20 protein-coding genes and 1 tRNA gene are annotated in these 26,486 nt (G+C 63.9%); 18 read left to right on the plus strand and 3 right to left on the minus strand.

Features of this window, described 5'->3' with window-relative positions; all coding sequences use genetic code 11:
* Positions 1–226 precede the first annotated feature (226 nt).
* The 10 genes from ACVWYS_RS03595 to ACVWYS_RS03640 all read left to right on the plus strand — a co-directional run bounded on the left by ACVWYS_RS03595 (position 227) and on the right by ACVWYS_RS03640 (position 9,181).
* A tRNA-Trp gene (locus tag ACVWYS_RS03595) sits at positions 227–299 on the plus strand.
* A gap of 79 nt (positions 300–378) precedes the next feature.
* Positions 379–663, plus strand: a complete 285-nt coding sequence (gene secE, locus ACVWYS_RS03600) for a preprotein translocase subunit SecE (protein WP_116765337.1) — start codon at positions 379–381, stop codon at positions 661–663.
* Positions 664–776: 113 nt separating this feature from the next.
* Complete coding sequence (gene nusG / locus ACVWYS_RS03605; protein WP_116765108.1) at positions 777–1,637, plus strand: transcription termination/antitermination protein NusG; 861 nt, start codon at positions 777–779, stop codon at positions 1,635–1,637.
* A 129-nt stretch (positions 1,638–1,766) separates the two neighbouring features.
* Positions 1,767–2,198: a 50S ribosomal protein L11 gene (gene rplK, locus ACVWYS_RS03610; protein ID WP_024365990.1), complete on the plus strand. Its 432-nt coding sequence runs from the start codon at positions 1,767–1,769 to the stop codon at positions 2,196–2,198.
* 185 nt (positions 2,199–2,383) lie between these two features.
* A complete protein-coding gene (gene rplA, locus ACVWYS_RS03615) occupies positions 2,384–3,091 on the plus strand; it encodes a 50S ribosomal protein L1 (protein ID WP_116765107.1) in 708 nt (235 codons plus the stop codon).
* Positions 3,092–3,292: 201 nt separating this feature from the next.
* On the plus strand, positions 3,293–4,405 hold the full coding sequence (locus ACVWYS_RS03620; protein WP_456508444.1) for a GNAT family N-acetyltransferase: 1,113 nt from the start codon (positions 3,293–3,295) through the stop codon (positions 4,403–4,405).
* Positions 4,406–4,558: 153 nt separating this feature from the next.
* On the plus strand, positions 4,559–5,668 hold the full coding sequence (locus tag ACVWYS_RS03625) for a GNAT family N-acetyltransferase (protein WP_091251966.1): 1,110 nt from the start codon (positions 4,559–4,561) through the stop codon (positions 5,666–5,668).
* Positions 5,669–6,018: 350 nt separating this feature from the next.
* On the plus strand, positions 6,019–6,609 hold the full coding sequence (gene rplJ, locus ACVWYS_RS03630; protein WP_091251967.1) for a 50S ribosomal protein L10: 591 nt from the start codon (positions 6,019–6,021) through the stop codon (positions 6,607–6,609).
* 77 nt (positions 6,610–6,686) lie between these two features.
* Positions 6,687–7,064, plus strand: coding sequence for a 50S ribosomal protein L7/L12 (gene rplL, locus ACVWYS_RS03635; RefSeq protein WP_091251969.1), 378 nt, complete (start codon positions 6,687–6,689; stop codon positions 7,062–7,064).
* A 263-nt stretch (positions 7,065–7,327) separates the two neighbouring features.
* Positions 7,328–9,181, plus strand: a complete 1,854-nt coding sequence (locus ACVWYS_RS03640) for a bifunctional metallophosphatase/5'-nucleotidase (RefSeq protein WP_456508445.1) — start codon at positions 7,328–7,330, stop codon at positions 9,179–9,181.
* A 137-nt stretch (positions 9,182–9,318) separates the two neighbouring features.
* On the opposite strand, the gene ACVWYS_RS03645 is transcribed toward ACVWYS_RS03640, so the two are convergent.
* Both ACVWYS_RS03645 and ACVWYS_RS03650 read right to left on the minus strand, forming a co-directional pair.
* The gene (locus ACVWYS_RS03645; RefSeq protein ID WP_456508446.1) at positions 9,319–9,807 is read right to left on the minus strand and encodes an aminoacyl-tRNA deacylase; all 489 of its coding nucleotides are present in this window, start codon (positions 9,805–9,807) and stop codon (positions 9,319–9,321) included.
* A gap of 116 nt (positions 9,808–9,923) precedes the next feature.
* Positions 9,924–11,123 (minus strand): acetyl-CoA C-acetyltransferase, encoded by a 1,200-nt coding sequence (locus tag ACVWYS_RS03650; RefSeq protein ID WP_116765103.1) that lies wholly within the window; start codon positions 11,121–11,123, stop codon positions 9,924–9,926.
* Positions 11,124–11,586: 463 nt separating this feature from the next.
* Between ACVWYS_RS03650 and rpoB the strand changes: the two genes are divergently transcribed.
* From rpoB to ACVWYS_RS03685, 7 genes are all read left to right on the plus strand, one after another.
* Positions 11,587–15,102 (plus strand): DNA-directed RNA polymerase subunit beta, encoded by a 3,516-nt coding sequence (gene rpoB, locus ACVWYS_RS03655; protein ID WP_116765102.1) that lies wholly within the window; start codon positions 11,587–11,589, stop codon positions 15,100–15,102.
* 102 nt (positions 15,103–15,204) lie between these two features.
* Entirely contained in the window at positions 15,205–19,104 is a 3,900-nt protein-coding gene (locus tag ACVWYS_RS03660; RefSeq protein ID WP_344368214.1) for a DNA-directed RNA polymerase subunit beta', read from the plus strand.
* A gap of 475 nt (positions 19,105–19,579) precedes the next feature.
* Positions 19,580–19,954 (plus strand): 30S ribosomal protein S12, encoded by a 375-nt coding sequence (gene rpsL, locus ACVWYS_RS03665; protein WP_018773658.1) that lies wholly within the window; start codon positions 19,580–19,582, stop codon positions 19,952–19,954.
* Between the two features lies 1 nt (position 19,955).
* Positions 19,956–20,426 (plus strand): 30S ribosomal protein S7, encoded by a 471-nt coding sequence (gene rpsG, locus ACVWYS_RS03670; RefSeq protein ID WP_011692813.1) that lies wholly within the window; start codon positions 19,956–19,958, stop codon positions 20,424–20,426.
* Between the two features lie 69 nt (positions 20,427–20,495).
* On the plus strand, positions 20,496–22,610 hold the full coding sequence (fusA, locus tag ACVWYS_RS03675; protein WP_091252105.1) for an elongation factor G: 2,115 nt from the start codon (positions 20,496–20,498) through the stop codon (positions 22,608–22,610).
* Positions 22,611–22,875: 265 nt separating this feature from the next.
* Positions 22,876–24,066 carry an elongation factor Tu gene (gene tuf / locus ACVWYS_RS03680; RefSeq protein WP_116765100.1) on the plus strand — a complete coding sequence of 397 codons (1,191 nt, stop codon included), beginning with the start codon at positions 22,876–22,878 and terminating at the stop codon, positions 24,064–24,066.
* 131 nt (positions 24,067–24,197) lie between these two features.
* On the plus strand, positions 24,198–24,320 hold the full coding sequence (locus ACVWYS_RS03685) for a hypothetical protein (RefSeq protein ID WP_344368216.1): 123 nt from the start codon (positions 24,198–24,200) through the stop codon (positions 24,318–24,320).
* A gap of 24 nt (positions 24,321–24,344) precedes the next feature.
* On the opposite strand, the gene ACVWYS_RS03690 is transcribed toward ACVWYS_RS03685, so the two are convergent.
* The gene (locus tag ACVWYS_RS03690) at positions 24,345–25,778 is read right to left on the minus strand and encodes a GH1 family beta-glucosidase (protein ID WP_456508447.1); all 1,434 of its coding nucleotides are present in this window, start codon (positions 25,776–25,778) and stop codon (positions 24,345–24,347) included.
* Between the two features lie 398 nt (positions 25,779–26,176).
* Between ACVWYS_RS03690 and rpsJ the strand changes: the two genes are divergently transcribed.
* Complete coding sequence (gene rpsJ / locus ACVWYS_RS03695; RefSeq protein WP_003803825.1) at positions 26,177–26,485, plus strand: 30S ribosomal protein S10; 309 nt, start codon at positions 26,177–26,179, stop codon at positions 26,483–26,485.
* Position 26,486 lies beyond the last annotated feature (1 nt).

Here is a 26,486-nt window from a genome sequence, read left to right on the forward strand (position 1 = left end):
GGAATCTACTCTATGCTGTTCACCGGATCCCCCGCGGTGCCGGAACGGAAATGTGACTGACGGCTGTCAGTTGGTTTTCACGGTCACGCAGGGGTCCGGAAGAGGGCCGGTTCGACGTAGGCGCAGTTCTTGCGTAGACTGGTTCTCCGGTGTTGAAAACACGATGATGGCCTGCGCCTCAGGGAAGCCTGCGGAATGCATCGGCCGGAGCGGATTTTAGCCCCGAAGGGTAGTGGCGCAATTGGTAGCGCAGCGGTCTCCAAAACCGCAGGTTGCAGGTTCGAGTCCTGTCTGCCCTGCGCATGCTGTTCCGGATCATCCGGAACCAGCGCAGCAACCATGGTTCAGTTCAGAGCCGGGTATCCGATCATTGCGAGGATGAGTGAGGACCAGGTGACCGAAACGGCTGCCAGCAGCTCCAAAGGCCGCCCCGCCAAGAATGCCGCCAAGCCCGGCTTCTTCGCTCGCATCGCGATCTTCATCCGCCAGGTCATCGGCGAACTGAAGAAGGTCGTCGCACCGACCCGTAAAGAACTGATCAATTACACGCTCGTGGTGCTGGTGTTCGTGATCATCATGATGGTGATAGTCACCTTGCTGGACCTGGCCTTTGGGACCGCAGTCAGCTGGGTCTTCGGCGGCAGCGCCCCCACGGACCGCTAAGGCGACCGGTCCGCAGACTGCGTGGATGCCCCGGGAAACCGGAGATTCCGCGGGGTGTGCGGAATTGAGTCATTTAAATAGGCATGTTAGGCAATGAGGAAGCAGGAGACCAAGTGTCTGAGCAGGAGCTCGAGGTAACTGAGACTGGGCTGGATAAGAGCCAGGACGCCGCGGTGGAAGCCGCGGAAGAGTCCGAGGCTGTGTCTGCTGCACCCGAATCCGACGTCACTGACGAGGCCGTAGCCGCGGAAGAAGACGCAGAGGCAGCAGTTGCCGCCGACGTCGACGCTGAAGAAGACACCGATGCTGACGCCGAAACGGGCGAAGCTGAAGAAGATACCGACGCGCTGGCAGCAGCGGCCGCCAAGGCCGACGTCGACCCCGCCGAAGAGTTCAAGGCCAAGCTGCGCCGCCAGGAGGGTGACTGGTATGTCATCCACTCCTACGCAGGCTACGAGAACCGCGTCAAGGCCAACCTTGAGACCCGCATCCAGACCCTGGACATGGAAGATTACATCTTCGAAATCCAGGTTCCGATGGAGGAAGTCGTTGAGATCAAGAACGCTCAGCGCAAGGTCATCAACCGCGTCCGCATCCCCGGCTACGTCCTGGTCCGCATGGACCTGACGGACGCATCCTGGGGCGCCGTCCGCCACACCCCCGGCGTCACCGGCTTCGTGGGCAACGCCCACAACCCGGTCCCGCTGCGCCTCGATGAGGTCTTCTCCATGCTCGCCCCGGTCTTCGAAGAAGAGCAGGCCGAGAAGGGCAAGCCCGTCAAGCACGCTGCCGCCCAGGTGGACGTCGACTTCGAGGTTGGCGAATCCGTCATCGTCAAGGAGGGCCCGTTCGAGACCCTTCCGGCCACGATCTCCGAGATCAAGATCGACTCCCAGACCCTCGTGGTGCTGGTGTCCATCTTCGAACGCGAGACTCCGGTCACGCTGGCGTTCAACCAGGTCAGCAAGATCTAGCTGGACTACAAGAATTCGCCCCGGGCTGCCCGCTTAGCAGCCACGGAGCGGCCGGCCGCCTTGCCATGGCGGCCACCAACCTGAGGCACGCTCCTGTGTCCCAGGACGTATTTGAGAGAAGGACCTACATTGGCTCCCAAGAAGAAGGTCACCGGCCTCATCAAGCTGCAGATCCAGGCAGGTGCCGCTAACCCGGCCCCGCCGATCGGTCCTGCGCTTGGCCAGCACGGTGTCAACATCATGGAATTCTGCAAGGCGTACAACGCTGCGACGGAAGCCCAGCGCGGCAACGTGATCCCCGTGGAAATCACGGTCTACGAAGACCGTTCCTTCACGTTCATCACCAAGACCCCGCCGGCTGCAGAGCTCATCAAGAAGGCTGCAGGCGTTGCCAAGGGTTCACCGACCCCGCACACCGTCAAGGTTGCCAAGCTGACCCAGGCCCAGGTCAACGAGATCGCCACCACCAAGATGGAAGACCTCAACGCCACGAGCCTCGAAGGCGCAGCGAAGATCATCGCCGGCACCGCCCGCTCCATGGGTATCACCGTCGAGGGTTAGTTCCCCACCGCTGATGCGCCGGGTTCGCAAAACCGATCACGACGCCGGTCAGCACCGCCGGTCCGCCGGCAACACCTAAACATTGAAGAGCGGAATTCCGGGATGGACAAACCAGCCGGAATGCCGCCTGTGGCAGGGCCCAGCGCGGTCCGCAGACCACAACTGCACAAGGAGAAATAAGCAGCATGGCAAAGCGCAGCAAAGCATATGAGGCAGCCGCGGCCAAGATCGACGCGGAGAAGTTCTACGCGCCGTTCGAGGCAGTGACGCTCGCCAAGGACACCAACCCGTCCAAGTTCGACGCCACCGTTGAGGTCGCTTTCCGCCTGGGCGTTGACCCGCGTAAGGCCGACCAGATGGTCCGCGGCACCGTTAACCTGCCGCACGGCACCGGTAAGGTTGCCCGCGTCCTCGTCTTCGCAACGGGCGACAAGGCTGAGGCAGCAATCGCTGCCGGCGCCGACTTCGTTGGTTCCGATGACCTGATCGAAAAGATCGCAGCCGGCTGGACCGACTTCGACGCCGCCGTTGCCACCCCTGACCTCATGGGCAAGGTTGGCCGTCTCGGTAAGGTCCTGGGTCCGCGTAACCTGATGCCGAACCCGAAGACCGGCACCGTGACCGCTGACGTCGCCAAGGCCGTCAACGACATCAAGGGCGGCAAGATCGACTTCCGCGTCGACAAGCACTCGAACCTGCACTTCATCATCGGCAAGGTGTCCTTCGACGCCGTCAAGCTGGCCGAGAACTACGCAGCCGCTCTGGAAGAGGTCCTGCGCCTCAAGCCGTCCGCTTCCAAGGGCCGCTACATCCAGAAGGCCACCGTGGCCACCACGTTCGGCCCGGGCATCTCGGTTGACCCCAACGTCACCAAGGTCCTGACCGAGGTCTAATCCTCACCGGATCCACGGCGTCGCCAGCTTCAGGGCGTCACCAGTTTCCAGCAAAAGGCCGTCCCGCAACTGCGGGGCGGCCTTTTGCCGTATCCGGCGCGGGAATCCCCTCCTGCACCCGGAAACTAGGTGCCACTGCGGAAACCAGGTGCCCCTGCGGAAACGCTTGGAGGCGCCCGGGCCGCCGGTTAGGATTTCCCAGTGACTACGCCGCCGTACCTCATCGAGCAGCTTTCCCTGCCCGCGGACCTTGACGCCGCCGACGCGGCGGAGTTCCGTGAATTCGTAGATCTCTGTGACGAGCTCGCCCTGCAGACCTGGGGAAACCTGGACCGTTCAGCATCCGCGGCGGCCCGGCTCCAGTACTGGCGGGACAACCCCTACAGCCGGCTGCGGCTCTTCTTCGTCCGGGTCGACGGGCGCATGGTGGCCCGCTCGTGGGTCCGCTACGAACTGCAGGAAAACCTCAGCAGTGCGCTCCTGCACGTGAACGTTCTCGATTCCTTCGCCGGCCGCGGGATCGGCCGGGCACTGCTGCAGCACGCCGAAGCGCTGGCCGCCGGCGACGGCCGGACCATGCTGCAGACGTTCACGGAACACCCGGCCGATTTCGACGTCGACGGTCCGAACCTCATCAAGCCGGCCACCGGGACCGGGGCGCTTCCGGCCGGTGCGTCCGGCGTCCGGTTTGCCGGACGGGCCGGCTACCGCCTGGAGCAGGTGGAACGCTTCAGCGCGCTGGAGGTTCCGGCGGCCGCGGACCTCGATGCTCTGGCGAGGGACGCCCTGGCCCGCGCGGGGGACTACGAACTCCTGCACTGGAGCGATTCGTGCCCGGAGCAAGATGCCGCCCAGTTGGCCGTGCTGATGTCGCGCATGAGCACCGACGCTCCCACCGGCGCGCTCAGCTACGAGCCGGAAAGGTGGGACGTCGCGCGCGTGCGCCACGTCGAGGACACCTGGCGGCGGGCCGGCCTGTCCTCCCTCGTCGCGGCGGCGCGGCACCGGGACACCGGTGAGCTCGCCGCCTACACCGTCCTTCAGGTCGCCGCCGACAAACCCTGGCTGGCCAGCCAGGACGACACCCTGGTCGCGGCCGGCCACCGGGGCCACCGACTCGGCATCCTCGTCAAGATCCTCAACCTGCGCCGGCTGCATGACGACTATCCCGAGGTGCAGCGGGTCATCACCTTCAATGCCGCCGAGAACGACCACATGCTTGGTATCAACATCGCACTGGGCTTCAAGCCTGCGGGGTACGACGGCGAATGGCAGCGCTCTGTTGTAGGGGCCGGTGCGGGCACCCCGAACTGAGCTCCGCAGCGACCGTGCGCCCAAGCGGCCGGAAACTGGCCCGCGTCACCAATGGAACAGCAGCCCAAACCAGCATATGCTGGCGGTTGAAAGCCCGGTCAGAACCGGGCCGTACCGATGGCGGGTGGCAGAACGGCTGGGATGATGCCCTCTATGGCAGACGATGTACGGATTGAGCAGCTGTGGATCCCCGATTCCCTCGACGCGCCCGATGCCGCTGACTTTCTCGCCGCTATCGAAGTGGGGCGAAGGGTCAGGATGCAGACCTGGGGTACCGATGACCTCGCCTACGCGCCGCAGGAGAAGCTGCTGGAGATGGCGGACCCCTACGAACGCCAGGTGATCCTCGTGGCCAAGGTCGACGGCGTGATCGTCGGGACAGCGGACATCGCCCTGCCGCTTGTAGACAACCTGGACCTTGCCGAATTTACCCTCGACATCCTTCCGGAATACCGGCGCCGGGGTGTGGGGCGGCAACTGCTCGAAGCCGCAGAGCATTTCGCCCGGGACGAGGGCCGCCACACCATCCTGATCGACACCAACCACCCGGGATCGACGCTGACGGACCCGGAGGCCGAGCAGCTGGTGCCCGGAAGCGGTGTCGGGTTTGTCCCGCTGGGAAGCCGCGACGTCGAGTTCGCCCGCCACACCGGATACACGCTGCAGCACATTGAACAGTTCAGTTCCTGCGCCCTGCCCCTGGACAGCAAGCTCGTCGCCGAACTGGAGGCGGAAGCCGAGGAAGCCAACGCCGGCCGGTACCGCCTGCACCACTGGACCGACCGCTGCCCGGACCAGTGGCTCGAGGCAGTCGCCGCCCTGGAGAACCAGGCAGGCGAGGACGAAGTGCCGGGGCCGGATGCCGAAGAGATGGTGTTCGACGGCGGCATCCTCCGCGAAGCGGAGGAGGTGACCATTGCCCAGGGCCGCCGGACGGTGGTGACCGCCGTCGAGCACATCGCCAGCGGGACTCTCGTGGGACTGACCACCATCAGTGTCCTCGCGCTGCGCCCCGACGTCGTGTTCCAGGACGACACCGTCGTGCTGCAGGAACACCGCGGCAACAAGCTCGGCCTCCTGATCAAGGTCGCTAACATGGAGCGGCTCAGCGAACAGTTCCCGGACGCGCGGGTCCTCTACACCTGGAACGCCCCGGAGAACCGCTACCTGCTGAAGGTCAACCAGCAGCTGGGATTCACGACAGCCGGCGTGACCGGTCTCTGGCAGAAGGAACTTCCCAACTTCGGCCCGTCTGTCAGCTGAGGGCCGGCGGCCGGCTCGTGCGCGCTGATTCCCGGGCACGGGCTCCCGAGCGGGCCCGATTTGGAGCACGCGCACGGTGTCCCGTAAGCTGGGAGGACCAAAGACCGTCGGTTGTTGGAAATCCACTCTCCCAAGCAAGACTCACTTCTGCAGTCGCGCCGGGAGAACACAGTAGGTTTCCGGACGAAGGACCCTGAACATAGGGCGGCCGGCGCAGGTGAACGAAGCAAAGCTCCGCGGTCATGGACTGCGTCGAGACAAGCCCCGTGCATCTGCGCGGGGCGTTTTTAGTTTTTAGCTCTTTTGAGCGGGGACCCGGACACACCGGCACTATCCCCGGAAGGAGGGTTATGGCAACGCCTAGCAAGGTTTCAGCAGTAGCTGAGATCACTAACGATTTCAAGGAATCGACCGCCGCTGTCCTGACCGAATACCGTGGGCTCACCGTTGCACAGCTCAAGCAGCTGCGTGTTTCTCTCGGCCAGGAAACCAAGTTCTCGGTCGTCAAGAACACCCTGACCGCTATTGCAGCCAAGGAAGCTGGTGTCGAAGCATTCGACGGTCAGCTCGCCGGCCCCACTGCAATCGCGTTCATCAAGGGTGACGCAGTTGCCGCTGCCAAGAGCCTGACGGATTTTGCCAAGGCCAACAAGCAGCTGGTCATCAAGACCGGTTACTTCGAAGGCAAGGCACTGAACGCCAGCGAAGTTGCTGCCCTGGCAGCACTCGAGTCCCGTGAGCTGCAGCTCGCCAAGGTTGCAGGTGTCCTCAAGGCTCCTGCTGCCGCTGCTGCACGCATCATCGACGCACTGCGCCTCAAGCTTGAAGAAGAGAACGGTGCACCGGCAGCAGCCGAAGCACCCGCCGCTGAAGAAGCTCCCGCAGCAGATGCAGCAGCCGAGGCCGCACCGGCCGAAGCCGCAGCCCCCGAAGAGAACTAACTCTCTTCTCCATAAGACTCCGGTGCCACTGCGGGCCTCAGGCCCGCCGGGCACCACTATAGGAAGGACGCCACACCATGGCGAAGCTCACCAACGAAGAGCTCATTGAAGCTTTCAAGGAACTGACCATCATCGAGCTCTCCGAGTTCGTCAAGCTCTTCGAAGAGACCTTCGAAGTTACCGCTGCTGCTGTTGCCGTTGCCGGCCCCGCCGGTGGCGCTGCTGCTGAGGAAGCCGAAGAGAAGACCGACTTCGACGTCGTCCTCGAAGCTGCTGGCGACAAGAAGATCGCAGTGATCAAGGAAGTTCGCGCCATCACTTCCCTGGGCCTCAAGGAAGCCAAGGACCTGGTTGACAGCGCTCCCAAGGCTGTTCTCGAAGGTGCCACCAAGGAAGCTGCCGAGAAGGCAAAGGAGCAGCTCGAGGCTGCCGGCGCCACCGTTACCCTCAAGTAACTTTCGCCGTCCGGATCCTTCGCGGTCCGCACTGCTTCACGGGAACCCCGTCCACTCCGGTGGGCGGGGTTTCCTGCGTTCCCGGGCCGAACTCCATCATGGCTTGACGGGATCGATGGACAGAACCTGTACCTCCGGGCGCCGGGTGAACGGAGTGCAAGGATTAGGCAAGGATTTTCTGATACCACTGTCGCACTTGCTGGCACGCCCCTAGACTCTGGATTTGTGCCCACCGGCCCCCAACGCTCAGGAGTTCACCCACAATGACGGACCCTCACGATTCCTTCTCCCGCCGCGCCATGCTCACAGCAGCCCTCGTGGGCGGGGGCGCCGCCGCTGCCGCGCTGGCCGGGGCCCCGGCAGCACAGGCCGCCGGCAAACAATCAGAAGGGGGCCAGCCCGGCGGCAAGAAACAGTTCACGCTGACCGTGCTCGGCACCACCGATCTGCACAACAACGTCTTCAACTGGGATTACTTCAAGAACACCGCCTACGCCGACACCGCCGGGAACAAGATCGGGATCGCCCAGGCAGCCACCCTGATCCACGCCATGCGGGCCGAGCGCGGCGCCGCGAACACGCTGACCATCGACGCCGGGGACACCATCCAGGGCACGCCACTGGCCTACTACTTCGCCAAGATCAGCCCGATCTCCGCAACCGTGAAACACCCCATGGCGCTGGCCATGAACACGATCGGCTACGACGCCGTGGGGCTGGGCAACCACGAGTTCAACTACGGCATTCCGCTTCTGCGCACCTGGGAGAAGCAACTGAACTTCCCGCTCCTGGGCGCCAACGTCCACGACGCCGTCACAGGCGGCCGCGCCTTCACCCCCTACGTCCTCAAACGGGTCAAGACAGACAACGGCTGGCTGACGGTCGGACTGGTCGGCTTCGTGACGCCGGGGTGCGCGCTCTGGGACCGCGACAACGTCCAGGGAAAGCTCGACTTCAACGGCATCGTCGAGGAAGCCAAAACGGTCATCCCGCAGGTCAAAACCGCCGGCGCCGACATCGTGATCGTCACGAGCCACTCCGGCGCGACCCCCGGATCGTCCTACGGCGACGCCCTGCCCTTCCCGGAGAACGCTTCCACCCAGCTCGCCGAGGAAGTCCCCGGCATTGATGCCATCCTGGTCGGGCACGCCCATCTGGAAATCCCGGAGCGCTTTGTGACCAACAAAGCCACCGGCAAGCAGGTCCTCCTGACCGAGCCGCTCAAATGGGGCATGCGGGTGTCCGTCATGGACCTCGAACTCGCCAGGGAGAAGGGCCAGTGGACCGTCACCTCGGCGCATTCGCTCCTGCTGGACGCCAAGACCGTCGACGCCGATCCCGCCGTCGTCCGGGCCGTTCAGGCCGGGCACGAGGCCACGGTGAGATACGTCAACGAGGTGATCGGCACTTCCACGGCCCCGCTCAGCACCGCCACCGCCTGCTGGGAGGACTCCGCCGCGATCGACGCCATCAACTACGTCCAGGCCAGCACCATCAAGGCCGAGCTGGCCAACGGACCCGCGGCGGGGCTGCCCGTGCTGTCCATTGCGGCGGCATTCTCCCGCGCCGTCGACGTCAAGGCCGGACCGCTGACCATCCGCGACGTCGCAGGGCTGTACATCTTCGACAACACCCTGCTCTCCATCAAGGTCACCGGTGCCCAGGTCAAGGACTACCTGGAGTGGTCCGCGCAGTACTTCAAACCGGTGACCGGCACCACGGCCAGGTCCGCGGACGTCACCAACGCCGTGACCGCCGTGGCCCCGAACGGCACACCGGACTATAACTACGACGTCGTCTACGGACTCGACGCTCCGCTGAACTATGAGATCGACCTCGCCCGGCCGGCAGGGGACAGGATCGCCAATCTGAGTTACGGCGGCCAGACGCTGCGGCCCGAGCAGGAATTTGCCCTGGCCATCAACAACTACCGGCAAAGCGGCGGCGGGAACTTCCCGGCCGTCAAGACCGCTCCGGTGCTCTCGAACAGCCAGCAGGAGATCCGGCAGCGCATCATCGACTACGTGGTGGACCACGGCACCCTGGACGTCGCCGTCTTCAGCGAGGCCAACTGGCGGCTCACCGTCAACGGGGCACCGCTCACGGTCACGGCCTGACGCGGCCCAGCAGCGTCGACTGCTCCGTAACTGCCGTTTTCAGCACCCATAAGGGCAGTTACGGAGCAGTCGACGTATCTGGCACCGCCGGGCCCGGCGTTGCTTTTAACCCGGCTGGGCCAGTTGGGGTGGTTCGGCTAACCGGGTTCGGTGATGTCGGCGACGACGGCCCCCAGGGCCGCCGTCAGGGCGTCCGCGTCGACGAACGCGCTGTAGCCGTGTTCCCCGGCTCCCATGGAGATACGCCGGCCCGTAATGGTCTGGTCGGCGTAGACCGGCCACGGCCGGGTGCTGCCGAGCGGCGTAATGGTCCCGCGCTCGTAGCCGGTGGCCTCGAACGCCGTTTCCGCCGTCGGGAGCGAGAGCTTGTTGACGCCCAGCAGCGCCCGCAGCTTGGGCCAGGAGATCTGCCGGTCGCCGGGCACGAGCGCGAACAGGAAGCTGCCGTCCTTGTGCTTGACCACGAGGGATTTCACGATATCCGCCGGCCGGATCCCGAGGATATCGGCCGCTTCCTCGAGGCTGCGGGCGGCGAGGCGTTCCACGATCTCGACGTCCAGGCCGCGGGCCGCGGCATCGGCCAGGAACCGCTCGCGGCCGCCGCCGGTTGTTGTCTGCTCTGCCATGCCCGCCAAAATCCCTCCCTGGAACTCCTGAACCCGGCGGTTGCCGGGTCAGCCGCAGTTGAGCCCTACTCGCAGTTCAGCCCTGGTCGCAGTCCGGCCCTGGTCGCAGTCCGGCCCTAGTCGCGGTACAGCAGCAGCGCCTCGCCCTGGCCGCCCCCGCCGCACAGCGACACGGCGGCCTTGCCGGTGCCCCGGCGTTTGAGTTCGTGCGCCGCGTGCAGGGCCAACCGCGCGCCGGAGGCCCCGATCGGGTGGCCGAGGGCGATCGCCCCACCGTGGATGTTGCACCGCTCCAGCGGGTAGCCCAGGTCCTTCAGGGACTGCACCGCCACGGAGCCGAACGCCTCATTGATTTCGATGAAGTCGAGGTCGGCGACCGTCCACCCGGCCTTGTCCAGGGCGCTCTTGATGGCGTTGGACGGCTGGGAGTGCAGCGAGTTGTCCGGTCCAGCGACCTGGCCGGGCTTGCCGACCACGGCCAGGTACTCAAGGCCGTTGTCCTCGGCGAACTTCCGGCTGCACAGCACCAGGGCGGCAGCGCCGTCGGACAGGGGGGAGGAGTTGCCCGCGGTGATGGTGCCGTCCGTGACGAACGCCGCGCGCAGGCCGGCCAGCGACTCAACCGTGGTGTCCGGCCGGACGCCTTCGTCGGAGGTGACGGCGATGGGGTCGCCCTTGCGCTGCTTGACGCTCATCGCAGCGATCTCGCCATCGAAGACGCCGTCCTTGGCGGCCCGGGCGGCGCGCTGGTGCGACTGCGCCGCGACCTCGTCCTGGGAAGCCCGGTCGATGCCGAGGGTCAGGTTCTTGCTTTCCGTCGAGAGCCCCATGGACTGCCCGTCGAAGGCGTCGGTGAGGCCGTCGTGCGCCGCCACGTCCAGGGCCTGGACCGTGCCGTACGCCCAGCCCTGCCGTGAGCCGGGCAGCACGTGCGGGGCGCGGGTCATGGATTCCTGGCCGCCGGCCACCACCACGGTGGCGTCGCCGCTGCGGATCATCCGGGCGGCGTCGATCACGGCGGTGAGGCCCGAGAGGCAGACCTTGTTGATGGTCACCGTGGGGACGTTCCAGCCGATGCCGGCGCCGATGGCGCTCTGGCGGGCCGGGTTCTGGCCCGCCCCGGCCTGCAGGACCTGGCCCATGATCACGCTGTCCACCTGGTCCGCCTTGACGCCGCTGGCGGCCAAGGCGGCCTTGATGGCATGGGAGCCGAGTTCGACGGCGGTGAAGCTGGCCAGCTGCCCGTTCAGGCGCCCCTGGGGGGTGCGGGCGGCGGCAAGGATGACAACGTCGTTGTTGTCTGCAGGATTGCTCATGGTCTTCTCTTCCGATCTACGACGGCTCTATGACGGCTTAATGTCTACGTTATCGTGAGCCCCATCACGTATCCATTCGGCCCCGGGCCGCGCTACGGCATGACACAGGCCGGACGCCGGGGGAGCGGCCGCACAGCCTCTGCACAGCGTCCTCTGTGCAGCGTCCGAGCAACATCCGCCAAACTTCGTGCTTGCAATCCCGCCGGAAGTGGGGTAGACAAGTAGGTTGCTTTGCCGTATCGTAGATATTTGCGTCTTCCCTGTTTACCTTCAGCCTTCATATAGCGGTGGGCTTAGCCTGACAGCTGCTCCATCAATGTGCCGTCTACAACGTGCACCAGCGTGGGCAGCGCGGGTCCCGGGTCATATAGCGGAACCGGACTGGTAGCACTGTGGAGTCATTCTGCAGGGTGCATAACGGGGGAGATCTGACAACGCCTGAAGGTCTGTGGAAGGATCCCTCTTGGTCGCCTCGAGCACCTCTAATGTAAACAACGCTACCGCTATCAATGCCGACAGCACCGATGGTGCCACTCGCCGGCTCTCATTCGCAAAGATTCACGAACCTCTTGATGTTCCGAATCTGCTCGCCCTGCAAACGGACAGCTTTGACTGGCTGGTCGGAAACGAACGCTGGCAGGCGCGCGTGGCGAAGGCCGTCGAAGAAGGCGACCTCAGCGTCGCCACCACCTCGGGTCTGTCTGACATCTTCGAAGAGATCTCCCCGATCGAGGACTTCCAGGGCACCATGTCCCTGAGCTTCTCCGAGCCGGAGTTCGCTGACCCCAAATACACCATGGCCGAGTGCAAGGACCGGGACGCAACGTACTCGGCCCCGCTGTACGTCAAGGCCGAATTCATGAACAACAACACGGGCGAAATCAAGCAGCAGACCGTGTTCATGGGTGACTTCCCGCTGATGACCGAGAAGGGCACCTTCGTCGTCAACGGCACCGAGCGTGTCGTTGTCTCCCAGCTGGTCCGCTCCCCGGGCGCCTACTTCGAGCGCACCGCCGACAAGACCAGTGACAAGGACATCTTCACTGCGAAGATCATCCCCTCCCGCGGCGCCTGGTTCGAACTTGAAATCGACAAGCGCGACCAGGTCGGCGTCCGTCTTGACCGCAAGCGCAAGCAGTCCGTCACCGTGCTGCTGAAGGCCCTCGGCTGGACCGAAGGTCAGATCCTCGAGGAATTCGGCCAGTACGACTCCATGCGCGCGACGCTGGAGAAGGACGCCACCGAGACCCGCGAAGACGCGTTGCTGGACATCTACCGGAAGCTGCGCCCGGGCGAGCCGCCCACGGTTGAGGCTGCCCAGTCCCTGCTGGACAACCTGTACTTCAACTCCAAGCGCTACGATCTGGCCAAGGTCGGCCGTTACAAGATCAACCGCAAGCTTGGCATCGACCGCTCCCTTGGCGACAAGGAAGCTTCGGTCCTGCACGTTGAAGACATCGTGGCCATGATCAAGTTCCTGGTTGCCCTGCACGCCGGCGAGAAGACCCTCATGGGCAAGCGCGACGGCCAGGACCACGAGCTCCGCGTCGAGATCGATGACATCGACCACTTCGGCAACCGCCGCATCCGCGCCGTCGGCGAGCTCATCGAGAACCAGGTCCGCACCGGCCTGTCCCGCATGGAGCGCGTTGTCCGCGAACGCATGACGACCCAGGACGTCGAGGCCATCACGCCGCAGACCCTGATCAACATCCGTCCCGTTGTGGCAGCCATCAAGGAGTTCTTCGGAACTTCCCAGCTGTCCCAGTTCATGGACCAGAACAACCCGCTCTCGGGTCTGACCCACAAGCGCCGCCTGTCCGCGCTTGGCCCGGGTGGTCTGTCCCGTGACCGTGCCGGCATGGAAGTCCGTGACGTGCACCCGTCCCACTACGGACGTATGTGCCCCATCGAAACTCCTGAAGGCCCGAACATTGGTCTGATCGGTTCGCTGGCTTCCTACGGACGCATCAACCCGTTCGGTTTCATCGAAACCCCGTACCGCCTTGTCTCCGAGGGCGTCGTTTCCGATGAGGTCAAGTACCTCACCGCCGACGACGAAGCCGAGGTCCTGATCGCTCAGGCCAACGCCCCGCTCGACGAGAACAAGCGTTTCGCCGAAGAGACCGTCCTGGTCCGTGCCCGCGGTGGTGGAGGCGAGCCCGTGCTGGTCCCCGCCGCCGACGTCGAATTCATGGACGTTTCCCCGCGCCAGATGGTGTCCGTGGCAACCGCCCTGATCCCGTTCCTCGAGCATGACGATGCTAACCGTGCACTCATGGGTGCCAACATGCAGCGCCAGGCCGTGCCGCTGGTCCGCTCCGAGGCGCCGTTCGTCGGCACCGGCATGGAGCGCGCCGCCGCCGTCGACGCCGGTGACGTCACCATCGCGAAGAAGGCCGGTGTGGTCACCGAGGTTTCCGCCGAGCTCGTCATTATGCTCAACGACGACGGCACGGAAACCAACTACCGCATCAACAAGTTCGCCCGCTCCAACCAGGGCAACTGCTACAACAACCGTGTCCTGGTGAACGAAGGCCAGCGCCTGGAGGTCGGCGGCATCATCGCTGACGGCCCGGCAACGGACCAGGGCGAGCTCGCCCTCGGTAAGAACCTGCTCGTGGCATTCATGTCATGGGAAGGCCACAACTTCGAGGATGCGATCATCCTGTCCCAGCGCATCGTGGCCGAGGACGTCCTGTCCTCGATCCACATCGAGGAGCACGAGATCGATGCCCGCGACACCAAGCTTGGTGCCGAGGAAATCACCCGTGACATCCCCAACGTGTCTGAGGAAGTCCTGGCAGGCCTGGACGAGCGCGGCATCATCCACATCGGTGCCGAAGTTGAGGCCGGCGACATCCTGGTCGGTAAGGTCACCCCCAAGGGCGAGACCGAGCTGACCCCGGAAGAGCGCCTGCTGCGCGCCATCTTCGGTGAGAAGTCCCGCGAAGTGCGTGACACCTCCTTGAAGGTCCCGCACGGCGAGTCCGGCACCGTGATCGGTGTCCGCGTCTTCGACCGCGACAACGACGACGAGCTGCCCCCGGGCGTCAACCAGCTGGTCCGCGTGTACGTGGCCGCCAAGCGCAAGATCACCGACGGCGACAAGCTCGCCGGCCGTCACGGCAACAAGGGTGTTATCTCCAAGATCCTTCCGATCGAGGACATGCCCTTCCTTGCCGACGGTACCCCCGTTGATATCGTCCTGAACCCGCTGGGTGTTCCGGGCCGTATGAACGTCGGCCAGGTGCTCGAAACGCACCTCGGCTGGGTTGCCAAGACCGGCTGGAAGATCGAAGGCGAGCCCGAGTGGGTCAAGCAGCTGCCGAACCTGCCGCGCGAGAGTGGCCAGACCACTGTTGCAACGCCGGTCTTCGACGGTGCTCGTGAAGAGGAAATCACGGGCCTGCTCGATTCCACCAACGTCACCCGCGACGGCGACCGTCTGATCAACTCCTCAGGCAAGACCCGTCTGTTCGACGGCCGCTCCGGCGAGCCGTTCCCGGATCCGATCTCGGTCGGCTACATGTACATCCTGAAGCTCCACCACCTGGTGGACGACAAGATCCACGCACGCTCCACCGGCCCGTACTCCATGATCACGCAGCAGCCGCTGGGTGGTAAGGCACAGTTCGGTGGCCAGCGCTTCGGTGAAATGGAAGTGTGGGCGCTCGAAGCTTACGGCGCCGCCTACACGCTCCAGGAACTCCTCACGATCAAGTCGGATGATATCCACGGTCGCGTGAAGGTCTACGAAGCCATCGTCAAGGGCGAGAACATCCCCGAGCCGGGCGTTCCTGAGTCCTTCAAGGTCTTGATCAAGGAAATGCAGTCGCTGTGCCTGAACGTGGAAGTGCTTTCCACGGACGGAACCACAATTGAAATGCGTGACTCTGATGACGCAGTCTTCACGGCTGCGGAAGAACTGGGCATCGATCTGTCTCGTGCAGAGCCCAGTTCCGTAGAAGAGGTTTAGCAGGCTTCCGACGGCGGGCGGTTCCCGTCCGCCGTCGGAGTCCTCCCTCTTCCCGTAACCCAAGACTTCAGAATTTAGAGAACAAGAGAGAACAGGGACCATATGTCCAGCGAATCCTCCTTCGGCCTCATGCAGATCGGCCTCGCCACCGCGGAAGACATCCGTGGCTGGTCGTACGGCGAGGTTAAGAAGCCGGAAACCATCAACTACCGCACGCTCAAGCCCGAGAAGGACGGCCTCTTCTGCGAGAAGATCTTCGGCCCGTCCCGCGACTGGGAATGCTACTGCGGCAAGTACAAGCGCGTGCGCTTCAAGGGCATCATCTGCGAGCGGTGTGGCGTTGAAGTCACCCGCGCCAAGGTCCGCCGTGAGCGCATGGGCCACATCGAGCTGGCCGCCCCGGTCACGCACATCTGGTACTTCAAGGGCGTTCCCTCCCGTCTGGGCTACCTCCTTGACCTGGCACCGAAGGACCTCGAAAAGGTCATCTACTTCGCCGCCTACATGATCACGAGCGTCGACGCCGACAGCCGCCACGAAGAACTGCCCAACCTCCAGGTTGAGCACGACATCGAGAAGAAGCAGCTGATCGACAACCGCGACTCCGACATCGCCACGATCGCCCGCGACCTCGAGAACGAGCTCGCACGCCTCGAAGGCGAAGGCGCCAAGGCTGCCGACAAGAAGAAGGCCCGCGACTCCGCTGACCGCCAGATGGCGAACGTCCGCAAGCGTGCCGACGCCGAAATCGAGCGCCTCGAGCAGGTCTGGGACCGCTTCAAGAACCTTAAGGTCGCCGACCTCGAAGGTGACGAGGGTCTGTACCGCGAACTGCGCGACCGCTACGGCATGTACTTCGAAGGCTCCATGGGTGCCGAGGCCATCAAGAAGCGTCTTGAGAACTTCGACATGCAGGCCGAGTCCGACATGCTGCGCGACATCATCGCCAACGGCAAGGGCCAGCGCAAGACGCGTGCCCTGAAGCGGCTCAAGGTGGTCAACGCCTTCCTGACCACCAACAACAGCCCGCTCGGCATGGTGCTCGACGCCGTCCCGGTGATCCCGCCGGAACTGCGCCCGATGGTCCAGCTGGACGGTGGCCGCTTCGCGACCTCCGACCTCAACGACCTCTACCGCCGCGTGATCAACCGCAACAACCGTCTCAAGCGCCTGCTTGACCTCGGTGCCCCGGAGATCATCGTCAACAACGAGAAGCGCATGCTTCAGGAAGCTGTTGACAGCCTCTTCGACAACGGCCGCCGCGGCCGCCCGGTCACCGGACCGGGCAACCGTCCGCTGAAGTCCCTGAGCGACATGCTCAAGGGCAAGCAGGGCCGTTTCCGCCAGAACCTCCTCGGCAAGCGCGTCGACTACTCCGGCCGTTCGGTCATCGTCGTCGGCCCGCAGCTGAAGCTGCACCAGTGTGGTCTGCCCAAGCAGATGGCCCTGGAGCTCTTCAAGCCGTTCGTGATGAAGCGCCTGGTTGACCTCAACCACGCACAGAACATCAAGTCGGCCAAGCGGATGGTGGAGCGTTACCGCCCGCAGGTCTGGGACGTCCTCGAAGAGATCATCACCGAGCACCCCGTGCTGCTGAACCGTGCACCTACCCTGCACCGCCTCGGCATCCAGGCGTTCGAGCCGCAGCTCGTCGAAGGCAAGGCAATCCAGCTTCACCCGCTGGTTTGTGGCGCCTTCAACGCCGACTTCGACGGCGACCAGATGGCAGTCCACCTGCCGCTGAGCCCCGAAGCCCAGGCCGAGGCACGCATCCTGATGCTGTCCTCGAACAACATCCTGAAGCCGTCGGACGGCCGCCCGGTGACCCTGCCGTCGCAGGATATGATCATCGGTCTCTACCACTTGACCACCAAGCGTGTCGGTTCAGCTGGCGAAGGCCGGATCTTCTCCTCGGTTGCGGAAGCCATCATGGCCTACGACCTCCACGAGCTGCACCTGAACTCCAAGGTCAAGATCCGCCTCGAGGGCTTCGTGCCCTACGCCGGCTGGGAAGCCCCGGAGGGCTGGGAGCCCGGTCAGACCGCACTGGTGGAGACCTCCCTCGGGCAGGTCATCTTCAACCAGACGCTCCCCGCGGACTACCCGTGGGTTGAGGATGTTGCCGATAAGGGCGAGCTGTCCCGGATCGTCAACGACCTCGCCGAGCGCTACCCGAAGGTCGTCACGGCGGCAACGCTGGACAACCTGAAGGATGCCGGTTTCTACTGGGCCACCCGTTCAGGCGTCACCGTTGCCATCTCCGACATCGAGGTGCCCAAGTCCAAGCCGGCGATCCTTGCCGGTTACGAGACCATGGCTGCCAAGATCCAGGGCCAGTACGACAAGGGCCTGATCGACGACGACGAGCGTCGCCAGGAACTGATCGAGATCTGGAACAAGGCCACGAACGAGATCGCCCAGGCGATGCGTGACAGCCTGTCCCCGATGAACACCATCAACCGCATGGTGTCCTCCGGCGCACGTGGTAACTGGATGCAGGTCCGTCAGATCGCGGGTATCCGTGGCCTGGTGGCCAACCCGAAGGGTGAAATCATCCCGCGTCCGATCAAGTCCTCCTACCGTGAGGGCCTGTCGGTGCTGGAATACTTCATCGCCACGCACGGTGCCCGTAAGGGTCTGGCTGACACCGCCCTGCGTACCGCCAACTCGGGTTACCTGACCCGTCGTCTGGTGGACGTCTCGCAGGACGTCATTGTCCGCGAAGAGGACTGCGGCACGGAGCGCGGCCTGGTGACCGCCATCGCCGTCGCTGACGCCAACGGCGAGCTCGTCCTGGACGAGAACGTCGAGAACAGCGCCTACGCCCGTACCCTGGCCGTGGACGTCCTCGACGCCTCGGGCAAGGTCCTGGCGGCGGCCGGCACCGACTGCGGCGACGTCGTCATTGCCGAACTGTTCGCAGCCGGCATCACCGAGGTCAAGGTCCGCTCCGTACTCACCTGTGAGTCCAGCGTCGGCACCTGCGCCCTGTGCTACGGCCGTTCGCTGGCCACGGGCAAGACCGTCGACATCGGTGAGGCAGTGGGCATCATCGCCGCACAGTCCATCGGTGAGCCGGGCACCCAGCTGACCATGCGTACGTTCCACACCGGTGGTGCAGTTTCGGCCAGCGGCGGCGACGACATCACCCAGGGTCTGCCCCGTATCCAGGAGCTCTTCGAAGCCCGTACTCCGAAGGGTGTTGCACCGATTGCTGAAGCAGCCGGCCGCATCGCCATCGAAGAGTCCGAGCGCCAGATGCGCCTGGTCATCACCCCGGATGACGGTTCCGAAGAGATCGCCTACCCGGTGCTGCGCCGTTCACGGCTCCTCATCGAAGACGGCGACCACGTCAGCGTCGGCCAGAAGCTCATCAACGGCCCGGTCGATCCCAAGCAGGTGCTGCGCATCATGGGTCCCCGTGCCGCGCAAAAGTTCCTGGTGGACGAAGTCCAGGGCGTGTACCGCAGCCAGGGCATCGGTATCCACGACAAGCACGTCGAGGTTATCGTCCGCCAGATGCTGCGCCGCGTCACGGTCATCGAATCCGGTGAATCGGATCTGCTGCCCGGCGAGCTCGCCGAACGCAGCCGTTTCGAAGAGGCCAACCGCCGCGTTGTGTCCGAGGGCAAGACGCCGGCTTCCGGCCGTCCCGAGCTCATGGGCATCACCAAGGCGTCCCTGGCGACCGAGTCCTGGCTGTCCGCAGCTTCCTTCCAGGAAACCACCCGCGTCCTGACGCAGGCGGCCATGGAAGGCAAGAGCGATCCGCTGCTCGGCCTCAAGGAAAACGTCATCATCGGTAAGCTCATCCCGGCCGGCACGGGTCTCCCGCGCTACACCGAGGTCACCGTGGAACCCACTGAAGAAGCAAAGGCCAACCTGTTCACCGGCCCCAGCGCATTCAGTGACTTCTCCTACGACACCCTGGGCGGCGACGGAGCTCCCGAGTTCCACGCCATCCCGCTGGATGACTACGATCTCGGCAGCGACTTCCGCTAGCCGATAGCTGGCGTCGGGCCCCGTCACCACTCTGCTTTCAGCGGGGCGGGGGCGGGGCCCTTCCTGTCTGCCCAACTAGCTGGCAGCTGAGGTCGTTATGGGTCCCCAAAACGGCCTCAGCTGCGAGTCAGTTGGGCAGCGGGGGCGTGACTAAGGGCGCGATTAAGGGCTGGGAGCCGCCCGTGGTAGAATGGAGACTAATTGTTATTGTGGCAGTGGATGAGTGCGCCGGTTGCAGCTGAAAAGCTTAACCAGGACGACGTTTCCGGTTTGCAGGGTTCTTGTGCAACGTATGCCACATTTTCGCATGCCTAGGGGCAATTTGGGTCGAAAGTCCTTGGAACCCGGCGTGCGGTCCGACTATTAAGGCTTCGCCTCAGCTGCTCTGGAGAGAACTTCAAGGCTCGGGCGGCGAGGCGCAGCGACAAGAGAGCGTCCGCCAACGGCCGCTCCGGATAAAACGGAGAACACGAGAGTGCCTACGATTAACCAGCTGGTCCGCAAGGGCCGCACGCCTAAGGTCAAAAAGACCAAGGCCCCCGCGCTTAACGGCAGCCCGATGCGTCGCGGTGTTTGCACCCGCGTTTACACGACGACCCCGAAGAAGCCGAACTCGGCTCTGCGTAAGGTTGCACGTGTGCGCCTCAACGGTGGCATTGAAGTCACCGCTTACATCCCCGGTGTAGGCCACAACCTGCAGGAGCACTCCATTGTGCTCGTCCGCGGCGGCCGCGTGAAGGACCTTCCGGGTGTCCGCTACAAGATCGTCCGTGGCGCCCTCGATACCCAGGGTGTCAAGAACCGTAAGCAGGCCCGCAGCCGCTACGGCGCAAAGATGGAGAAGAAGTAATATGCCTCGCAAGGGTCCGGCCCCCAAGCGGCCGCTAGTTCTAGATCCCGTTTACGGCTCCCCGCTGGTTACCCAGCTCATCAACAAGGTGCTGGTTGACGGCAAGAAGTCCACCGCAGAGCGCATCGTTTACGGTGCCCTCGAAGGTGCTCGCGCCAAGTCCGGCGGCGACCCCGTTGCAGCCCTCAAGAAGGCCATGGAGAACGTCAAGCCTTCGCTTGAGGTCCGCTCCCGCCGTGTTGGTGGCGCCACCTACCAGGTTCCGGTCGAGGTCAAGCCGGGTCGCTCGACGGCCCTCGCCCTCCGCTGGCTGGTCGGCTACTCCAAGGCTCGCCGTGAAAAGACGATGACCGAGCGCCTCCAGAACGAGATCCTGGATGCCTCCAACGGTCTCGGTGCCGCTGTGAAGCGTCGCGAAGACACCCACAAGATGGCCGAGTCCAACAAGGCCTTCGCACACTACCGCTGGTAATACTTCCCGGACGCCGCCGGCTCGACTGAGCCGGCGGCGAACGTGCAGTCCATCCGAAAGGGAGACACCGTGGCACAGGACGTGCTTACCGACCTTAGCAAGGTCCGCAACATCGGCATCATGGCCCACATCGATGCCGGCAAGACCACTACTACCGAGCGCATCCTGTTCTACACAGGTGTGAACCACAAGATCGGCGAAACGCACGACGGCGCTTCGACGACTGACTGGATGGAACAGGAAAAGGAACGCGGCATCACCATCACGTCTGCCGCCGTGACCTGCTTCTGGGAAAACAACCAGATCAACATCATCGACACCCCCGGCCACGTGGACTTCACCGTTGAGGTTGAGCGCTCCCTGCGCGTCCTCGACGGCGCTGTCGCCGTGTTCGACGGCAAGGAAGGCGTGGAGCCGCAGTCTGAGACTGTTTGGCGCCAGGCTGACAAGTACAACGTCCCGCGCATCTGCTTCGTCAACAAGATGGACAAGCTCGGCGCTGACTTCTACTTCACCGTCGACACCATCATCAGCCGCCTCGGTGCCAAGCCGCTCGTCATGCAGCTGCCGATCGGCGCCGAGAACGACTTCATCGGCGTCGTCGACCTCCTTTACATGCGTGCGCTGGTATGGCCCGGCGACGCCAAGGGTGACGTCACCATGGGTGCCAAGTACGAGATCCGCGAGATCCCGGCTGACCTCCAGGCGAAGGCCGACGAGTACCGCGCGCAGCTCATTGAGACTGTTGCCGAGTCCTCCGAGGAACTCATGGAGAAGTACCTCGAAGGCGAAGAGATCAGCATCGACGAGCTCAAGGCCGGCATCCGCAAGATGACGATCAACTCCGAGATCTACCCGGTCTTCTGTGGTTCTGCGTTCAAGAACCGCGGCGTCCAGCCGATGCTCGACGCTGTGGTGGACTACCTGCCGAACCCGCTCGACGTCCCGCCGATGATCGGTCACGATCCCCGCGACGAAGAGAAGGAACTGACCCGCAAGCCTTCCTCCGAAGAGCCGTTCTCCGCGCTGGCCTTCAAGATCGCCGCGCACCCGTTCTTCGGCCAGCTCACCTTCATCCGCGTGTACTCCGGTCACGTGGAAGCAGGCTCCCAGGTGGTCAACTCCACCAAGGGCAAGAAGGAGCGCATCGGCAAGCTGTTCCAGATGCACGCCAACAAGGAAATGCCCGTCGAGGGCGCTACCGCCGGCCACATCTACGCAGCGATCGGCCTGAAGGACACCACCACGGGCGACACCCTGTGCGATCCGGCCAACCAGATTGTCCTCGAGTCCATGAGCTTCCCGGAGCCTGTGATCTCGGTTGCGATCGAGCCGAACACCAAGGGTGACCAGGAGAAGCTCTCCACGGCTATCCAGAAGCTCTCCGCTGAGGACCCGACCTTCCAGGTCTCCCTCAACGAAGACACCGGCCAGACCATCATCGCCGGCATGGGCGAGCTCCACCTGGACATCCTGGTGGACCGCATGCGCCGCGAATTCAAGGTCGAGGCGAACGTTGGCAAGCCGCAGGTTGCTTACCGCGAAACCATCAAGCGTGCTGTCGAGCGTCACGACTACACGCACAAGAAGCAGACCGGTGGTTCCGGCCAGTTCGCAAAGATCCAGATCGCGATCGAGCCGCTGGACACCTCAGGTGGCGAGCTGTACGAGTTCGAGAACAAGGTCACCGGTGGCCGCGTTCCGCGCGAGTACATCCCGTCGGTCGACGCCGGTATCCAGGATGCGCTGAACGACGGCGTCCTGGCCGGTTACCCGGTTGTCGGCATCAAGGCAACGCTGATTGACGGCGCTTACCACGATGTTGACTCCTCGGAAATGGCGTTCAAGATCGCCGGCCGTATGGCTTTCAAGGAAGCCGCACGCAAGGCGAACCCTGTTCTGCTCGAACCGCTGATGGATGTCGAGGTCCGCACCCCTGAGGAATACATGGGTGAAGTTATCGGTGACCTCAACTCCCGCCGTGGCCAGATGCAGTCCATGGAGGATGCCCAGGGCGTCAAGGTCATTCGCGCGCACGTCCCGCTGTCCGGCATGTTCGGCTACATCGGTGACCTGCGCTCGAAGACCCAGGGCCGCGCTGTGTACTCCATGACGTTCAACAGCTACGCCGAGGTCCCGAAGGCAGTTGCCGACGAGATCATCCAGAAGAACCGCGGCGAGTAGTCCCTAGGACGCATCGCAGCAGCAAAAACTCGGATGCGTCTCCGCCAGCGGGGATTCATCTGGTGCAAGTGGCCGGACTCCGGTCAGCTGTAGTCCGGCCAGGCCGGAGTTCGGCCGCCTGCACGAACAGGCTCTAGGCACTAGCATTAGTACCTGAATCTGCAATTTCACCAATCCAAAGCCCCCCAAGTAGACTTACTGGAGTTTCTGCCGCGACAAGCGCGGCCGAAGGGTAAGTCATTTGAAAACGTTCTAGGAGGAACCTGTGGCAAAGGCAAAGTTCGAGCGGACTAAGCCGCACGTTAACATCGGTACCATTGGTCACGTTGACCACGGTAAGACGACGCTGACGGCCGCCATTTCCAAGGTGCTGTACGACAAGTACCCGACTCTCAACGAGAAGCGTGACTTCGCGTCGATTGACTCTGCACCCGAAGAGCGTCAGCGCGGCATTACCATCAACATCTCCCACGTTGAGTACCAGACCGAGAAGCGCCACTACGCACACGTAGACGCTCCGGGTCACGCTGACTACATCAAGAACATGATCACCGGCGCTGCTCAGATGGACGGTGCAATCCTCGTGGTTGCCGCCACTGACGGCCCGATGGCTCAGACCCGCGAGCACGTTCTGCTTGCCCGCCAGGTTGGCGTTCCCTACCTGCTGGTCGCGCTGAACAAGGCAGACATGGTTGATGACGAGGAACTCCTCGATCTCGTCGAAATGGAAGTTCGTGAGCTGCTCAGCTCGCAGGGCTTCGATGGCGATGAGGCTCCGGTTGTCCGCGTTTCCGGCCTGAAGGCCCTCGAAGGCGACCCGGTTTGGGTCAAGTCCGTTGAGGACCTCATGGCAGCTGTCGACGAGTCCGTTCCGGACCCGATCCGTGACCGTGACAAGCCCTTCCTGATGCCGATCGAAGACGTCTTCACGATCACCGGCCGTGGCACCGTTGTTACGGGCCGCGCCGAGCGTGGAACCCTCGCCATCAACTCCGAGGTCGAGATCGTCGGCATCCGCCCGGTCCAGAAGACCACGGTTACCGGTATCGAGATGTTCCACAAGCAGCTCGACGAAGCATGGGCCGGCGAGAACTGTGGCCTCCTGCTCCGCGGTCTGAAGCGCGACGATGTCGAGCGTGGCCAGGTTGTCGTCAAGCCGGGTTCCATCACCCCGCACACCGACTTCGAGGCTAACGTCTACATCCTCTCCAAGGACGAAGGCGGACGTCACAACCCGTTCTACTCCAACTACCGCCCGCAGTTCTACTTCCGCACCACGGACGTAACCGGCGTTATCACCCTGCCGGAAGGCACAGAAATGGTTATGCCCGGCGACAACACTGAGATGACCGTTGCGCTCATCCAGCCGATCGCTATGGAAGAGGGCCTCGGCTTCGCTATCCGCGAAGGCGGCCGCACCGTTGGTTCGGGACGCGTCACCAAGATCCTCAAGTAGTATTTGCTGATCACGGTTGACCTGGCCGGCTGACGGCCACGGAAAACCAGGGAACAGCCCCGCTGCATCTGCAGCGGGGCTGTTCTTTTTAAGTTCCTGCTACCTTTGCAGGTAGGGGAAAGGAGCTCACCATGGGCTGGTTCATTTTTCTGCTGCTTGTCGTCGGGGCAGCGGTCGCTTACTTCTGGGTGAAGAAGCACTTCCGCCGGGAGATCGAGCGTGCCAAGCGCATCAACCGGGCAAACCGCGAGTAGTAGTCTCCGGCCGCGCCGGCCTGTTTAGATGCTTCTTGGCCCCCGGGCCCGTGCGAGGGCCTGGTACCAGTAGTAGGACTCCTTCGGCGTGCGCTGCTGGGTGTCGAAGTCCACGTGCACCAGGCCGAAGCGCTGGGAGTAGCCGGCCGCCCACTCGAAGTTGTCCATGAGGGTCCAGACGTAGTAGCCGAGCAGTTCGACGTCGTGGGCTATGCCGCCGGCGGAGGTGGCTTCCACCGCCTCGCGAAGGTGCGCGGCGAGGTAGCTGATCCGCCCGGCGTCGGGAATAGGTCCCGTGACGCGGTCCGGTTCGGGGAAGCTCGCCCCGCTCTCGGTGATGAACAGCGGCGGCAGCGCCGCGCCGTACCGGTCCTTCAGCTCCCGGAGCAGGACTCCCAGGTGGTCCGGGGCCACCGGCCAGCCGAATCCCGTGTGCTCGTACTCCGGGAACGCGGCGAGGTGGAAGGGCACCTTCAGCATCGCCTCCGCGTCTCCGGTGGGGCTGTCGACGCCGCGGCCCGTGGCCACCCGCACGGGGTAGTAGTAGTTCAGGCCGTAGAAATCCAGCGGCTGGTGGATGGTGGCCAGATCCGCGTCGGGGATGCTCCGCAGCGAACGGAACCACGGCCGGGCGATCAGCGGCGGCCCGGGAAAGCGGCCCAGCAGGATCGGGTCGGCGTAGAGCCGGTTCAGCAGGAGGTCGAACACCCGGGCGAGCAGCCGGTCGGAGACGGAGCCGGAAGCCGGCCGGACCGGCGAGTGCAGGTTCGAGACGCCGACGGCGCCGCTGACGCCTTCCGCGCGCAGCGCCTGCACCGCCAGGCCGTGGCCAAGGAGCTGATGGTGCACAGACGGCAAGGCATCGAAGAGCAGGCCGTGGCCGGGCGCATGGGTGCCCAGGGCGTACCCGTTGAGAGTGACCGAAGCGGGCTCGTTCAGCGTGACCCACTGCGCCACACGATCGCCGAACCGCTTGCCGGCAGCCGCGCTGTACTCGGCAAACCGTTCCGCCGTCGTGCGGTTCATCCAGCCGCCCCGGTGCTCGAGGGGGAGCGGCGTATCCCAGTGATACAGCGTGGCCATGGGAGAGATGCCGGCGGCGAGCAGCTGGTCGATGAGTCGGTCATAGAAGTCCAGGCCGGCCGCATTGAAGGGCCCTGTCCCCTCGGGCTGGACCCGCGGCCAGGAGATCGAGAAGCGGTAGGAGTCGATTCCGAGCTCGCGCATGAGCCCGATGTCTTCGGCGGCGCGGTTATAGTGATCGCACGCGACGGCGGGGGAGTGCCCGTGCAGGATGTTCCCCGGCTTCTCGGCAAACGCGTCCCAGCCGGAGGGCCCGCGGCCGCCGGCGTCGAGGCCGCCCTCGATCTGGAAGGCAGCGGAGGCGACTCCCAGAGTGAACCCGGGCCTCAGGCGAGCGGCGAGGGCCTGAACTGAAACAGAATCCTGCACAGTCATGCCCCTATCATCTATTCGATGGCGGAAGAGGACAATGTCCGAACTGCCCCTTCATGGGGACTGATTCGCTTCTGCCCGCAAATTCCGGCATACTAGTTGAGTTGTTCAAGCGCTCTTTCGCGTCCCGATCCGGATAATGCCGGGTGACAGGGTCCAAGTAAGAGACCAAACATAACCCACTCCCCATGGAATTGCGGACTCGTATGTGTGAAAACGTGCGACACGCCCGACCGCGGGGGTCGGTTACGCCGGCAGGTTGAGGAACCCGGATTCTTCCGGATTCAGCTTGTGCGGCGGGTGGTAGTCACGACTTCAAATGCTTCGGCAGCCACACAACACGTAAGTGAACAGGGCAGCCCCAATCAGGGGAAGCACAGACTGAAAGAGAGTCAGGCGACATGGCGGGACAAAAAATCCGCATCCGGCTGAAGTCATACGACCACGAGGTCATTGACGTTTCAGCTCGGAAGATCGTTGAGACGGTCACGCGCGCAGGCGCAACGGTAGTCGGCCCCGTGCCGCTGCCGACGGAGAAGAACGTGTACTGCGTTATCCGCTCTCCGCACAAGTACAAGGACAGCCGCGAGCACTTCGAAATGCGCACGCACAAGCGTCTGATCGACATCATCGACCCCACGCCCAAGGCTGTTGACTCGCTCATGCGTCTCGACCTGCCGGCCGACGTGAACATCGAAATCAAGCTGTAGG

It is taken from the genome of Arthrobacter sp. TE12231, from assembly GCF_054062895.1.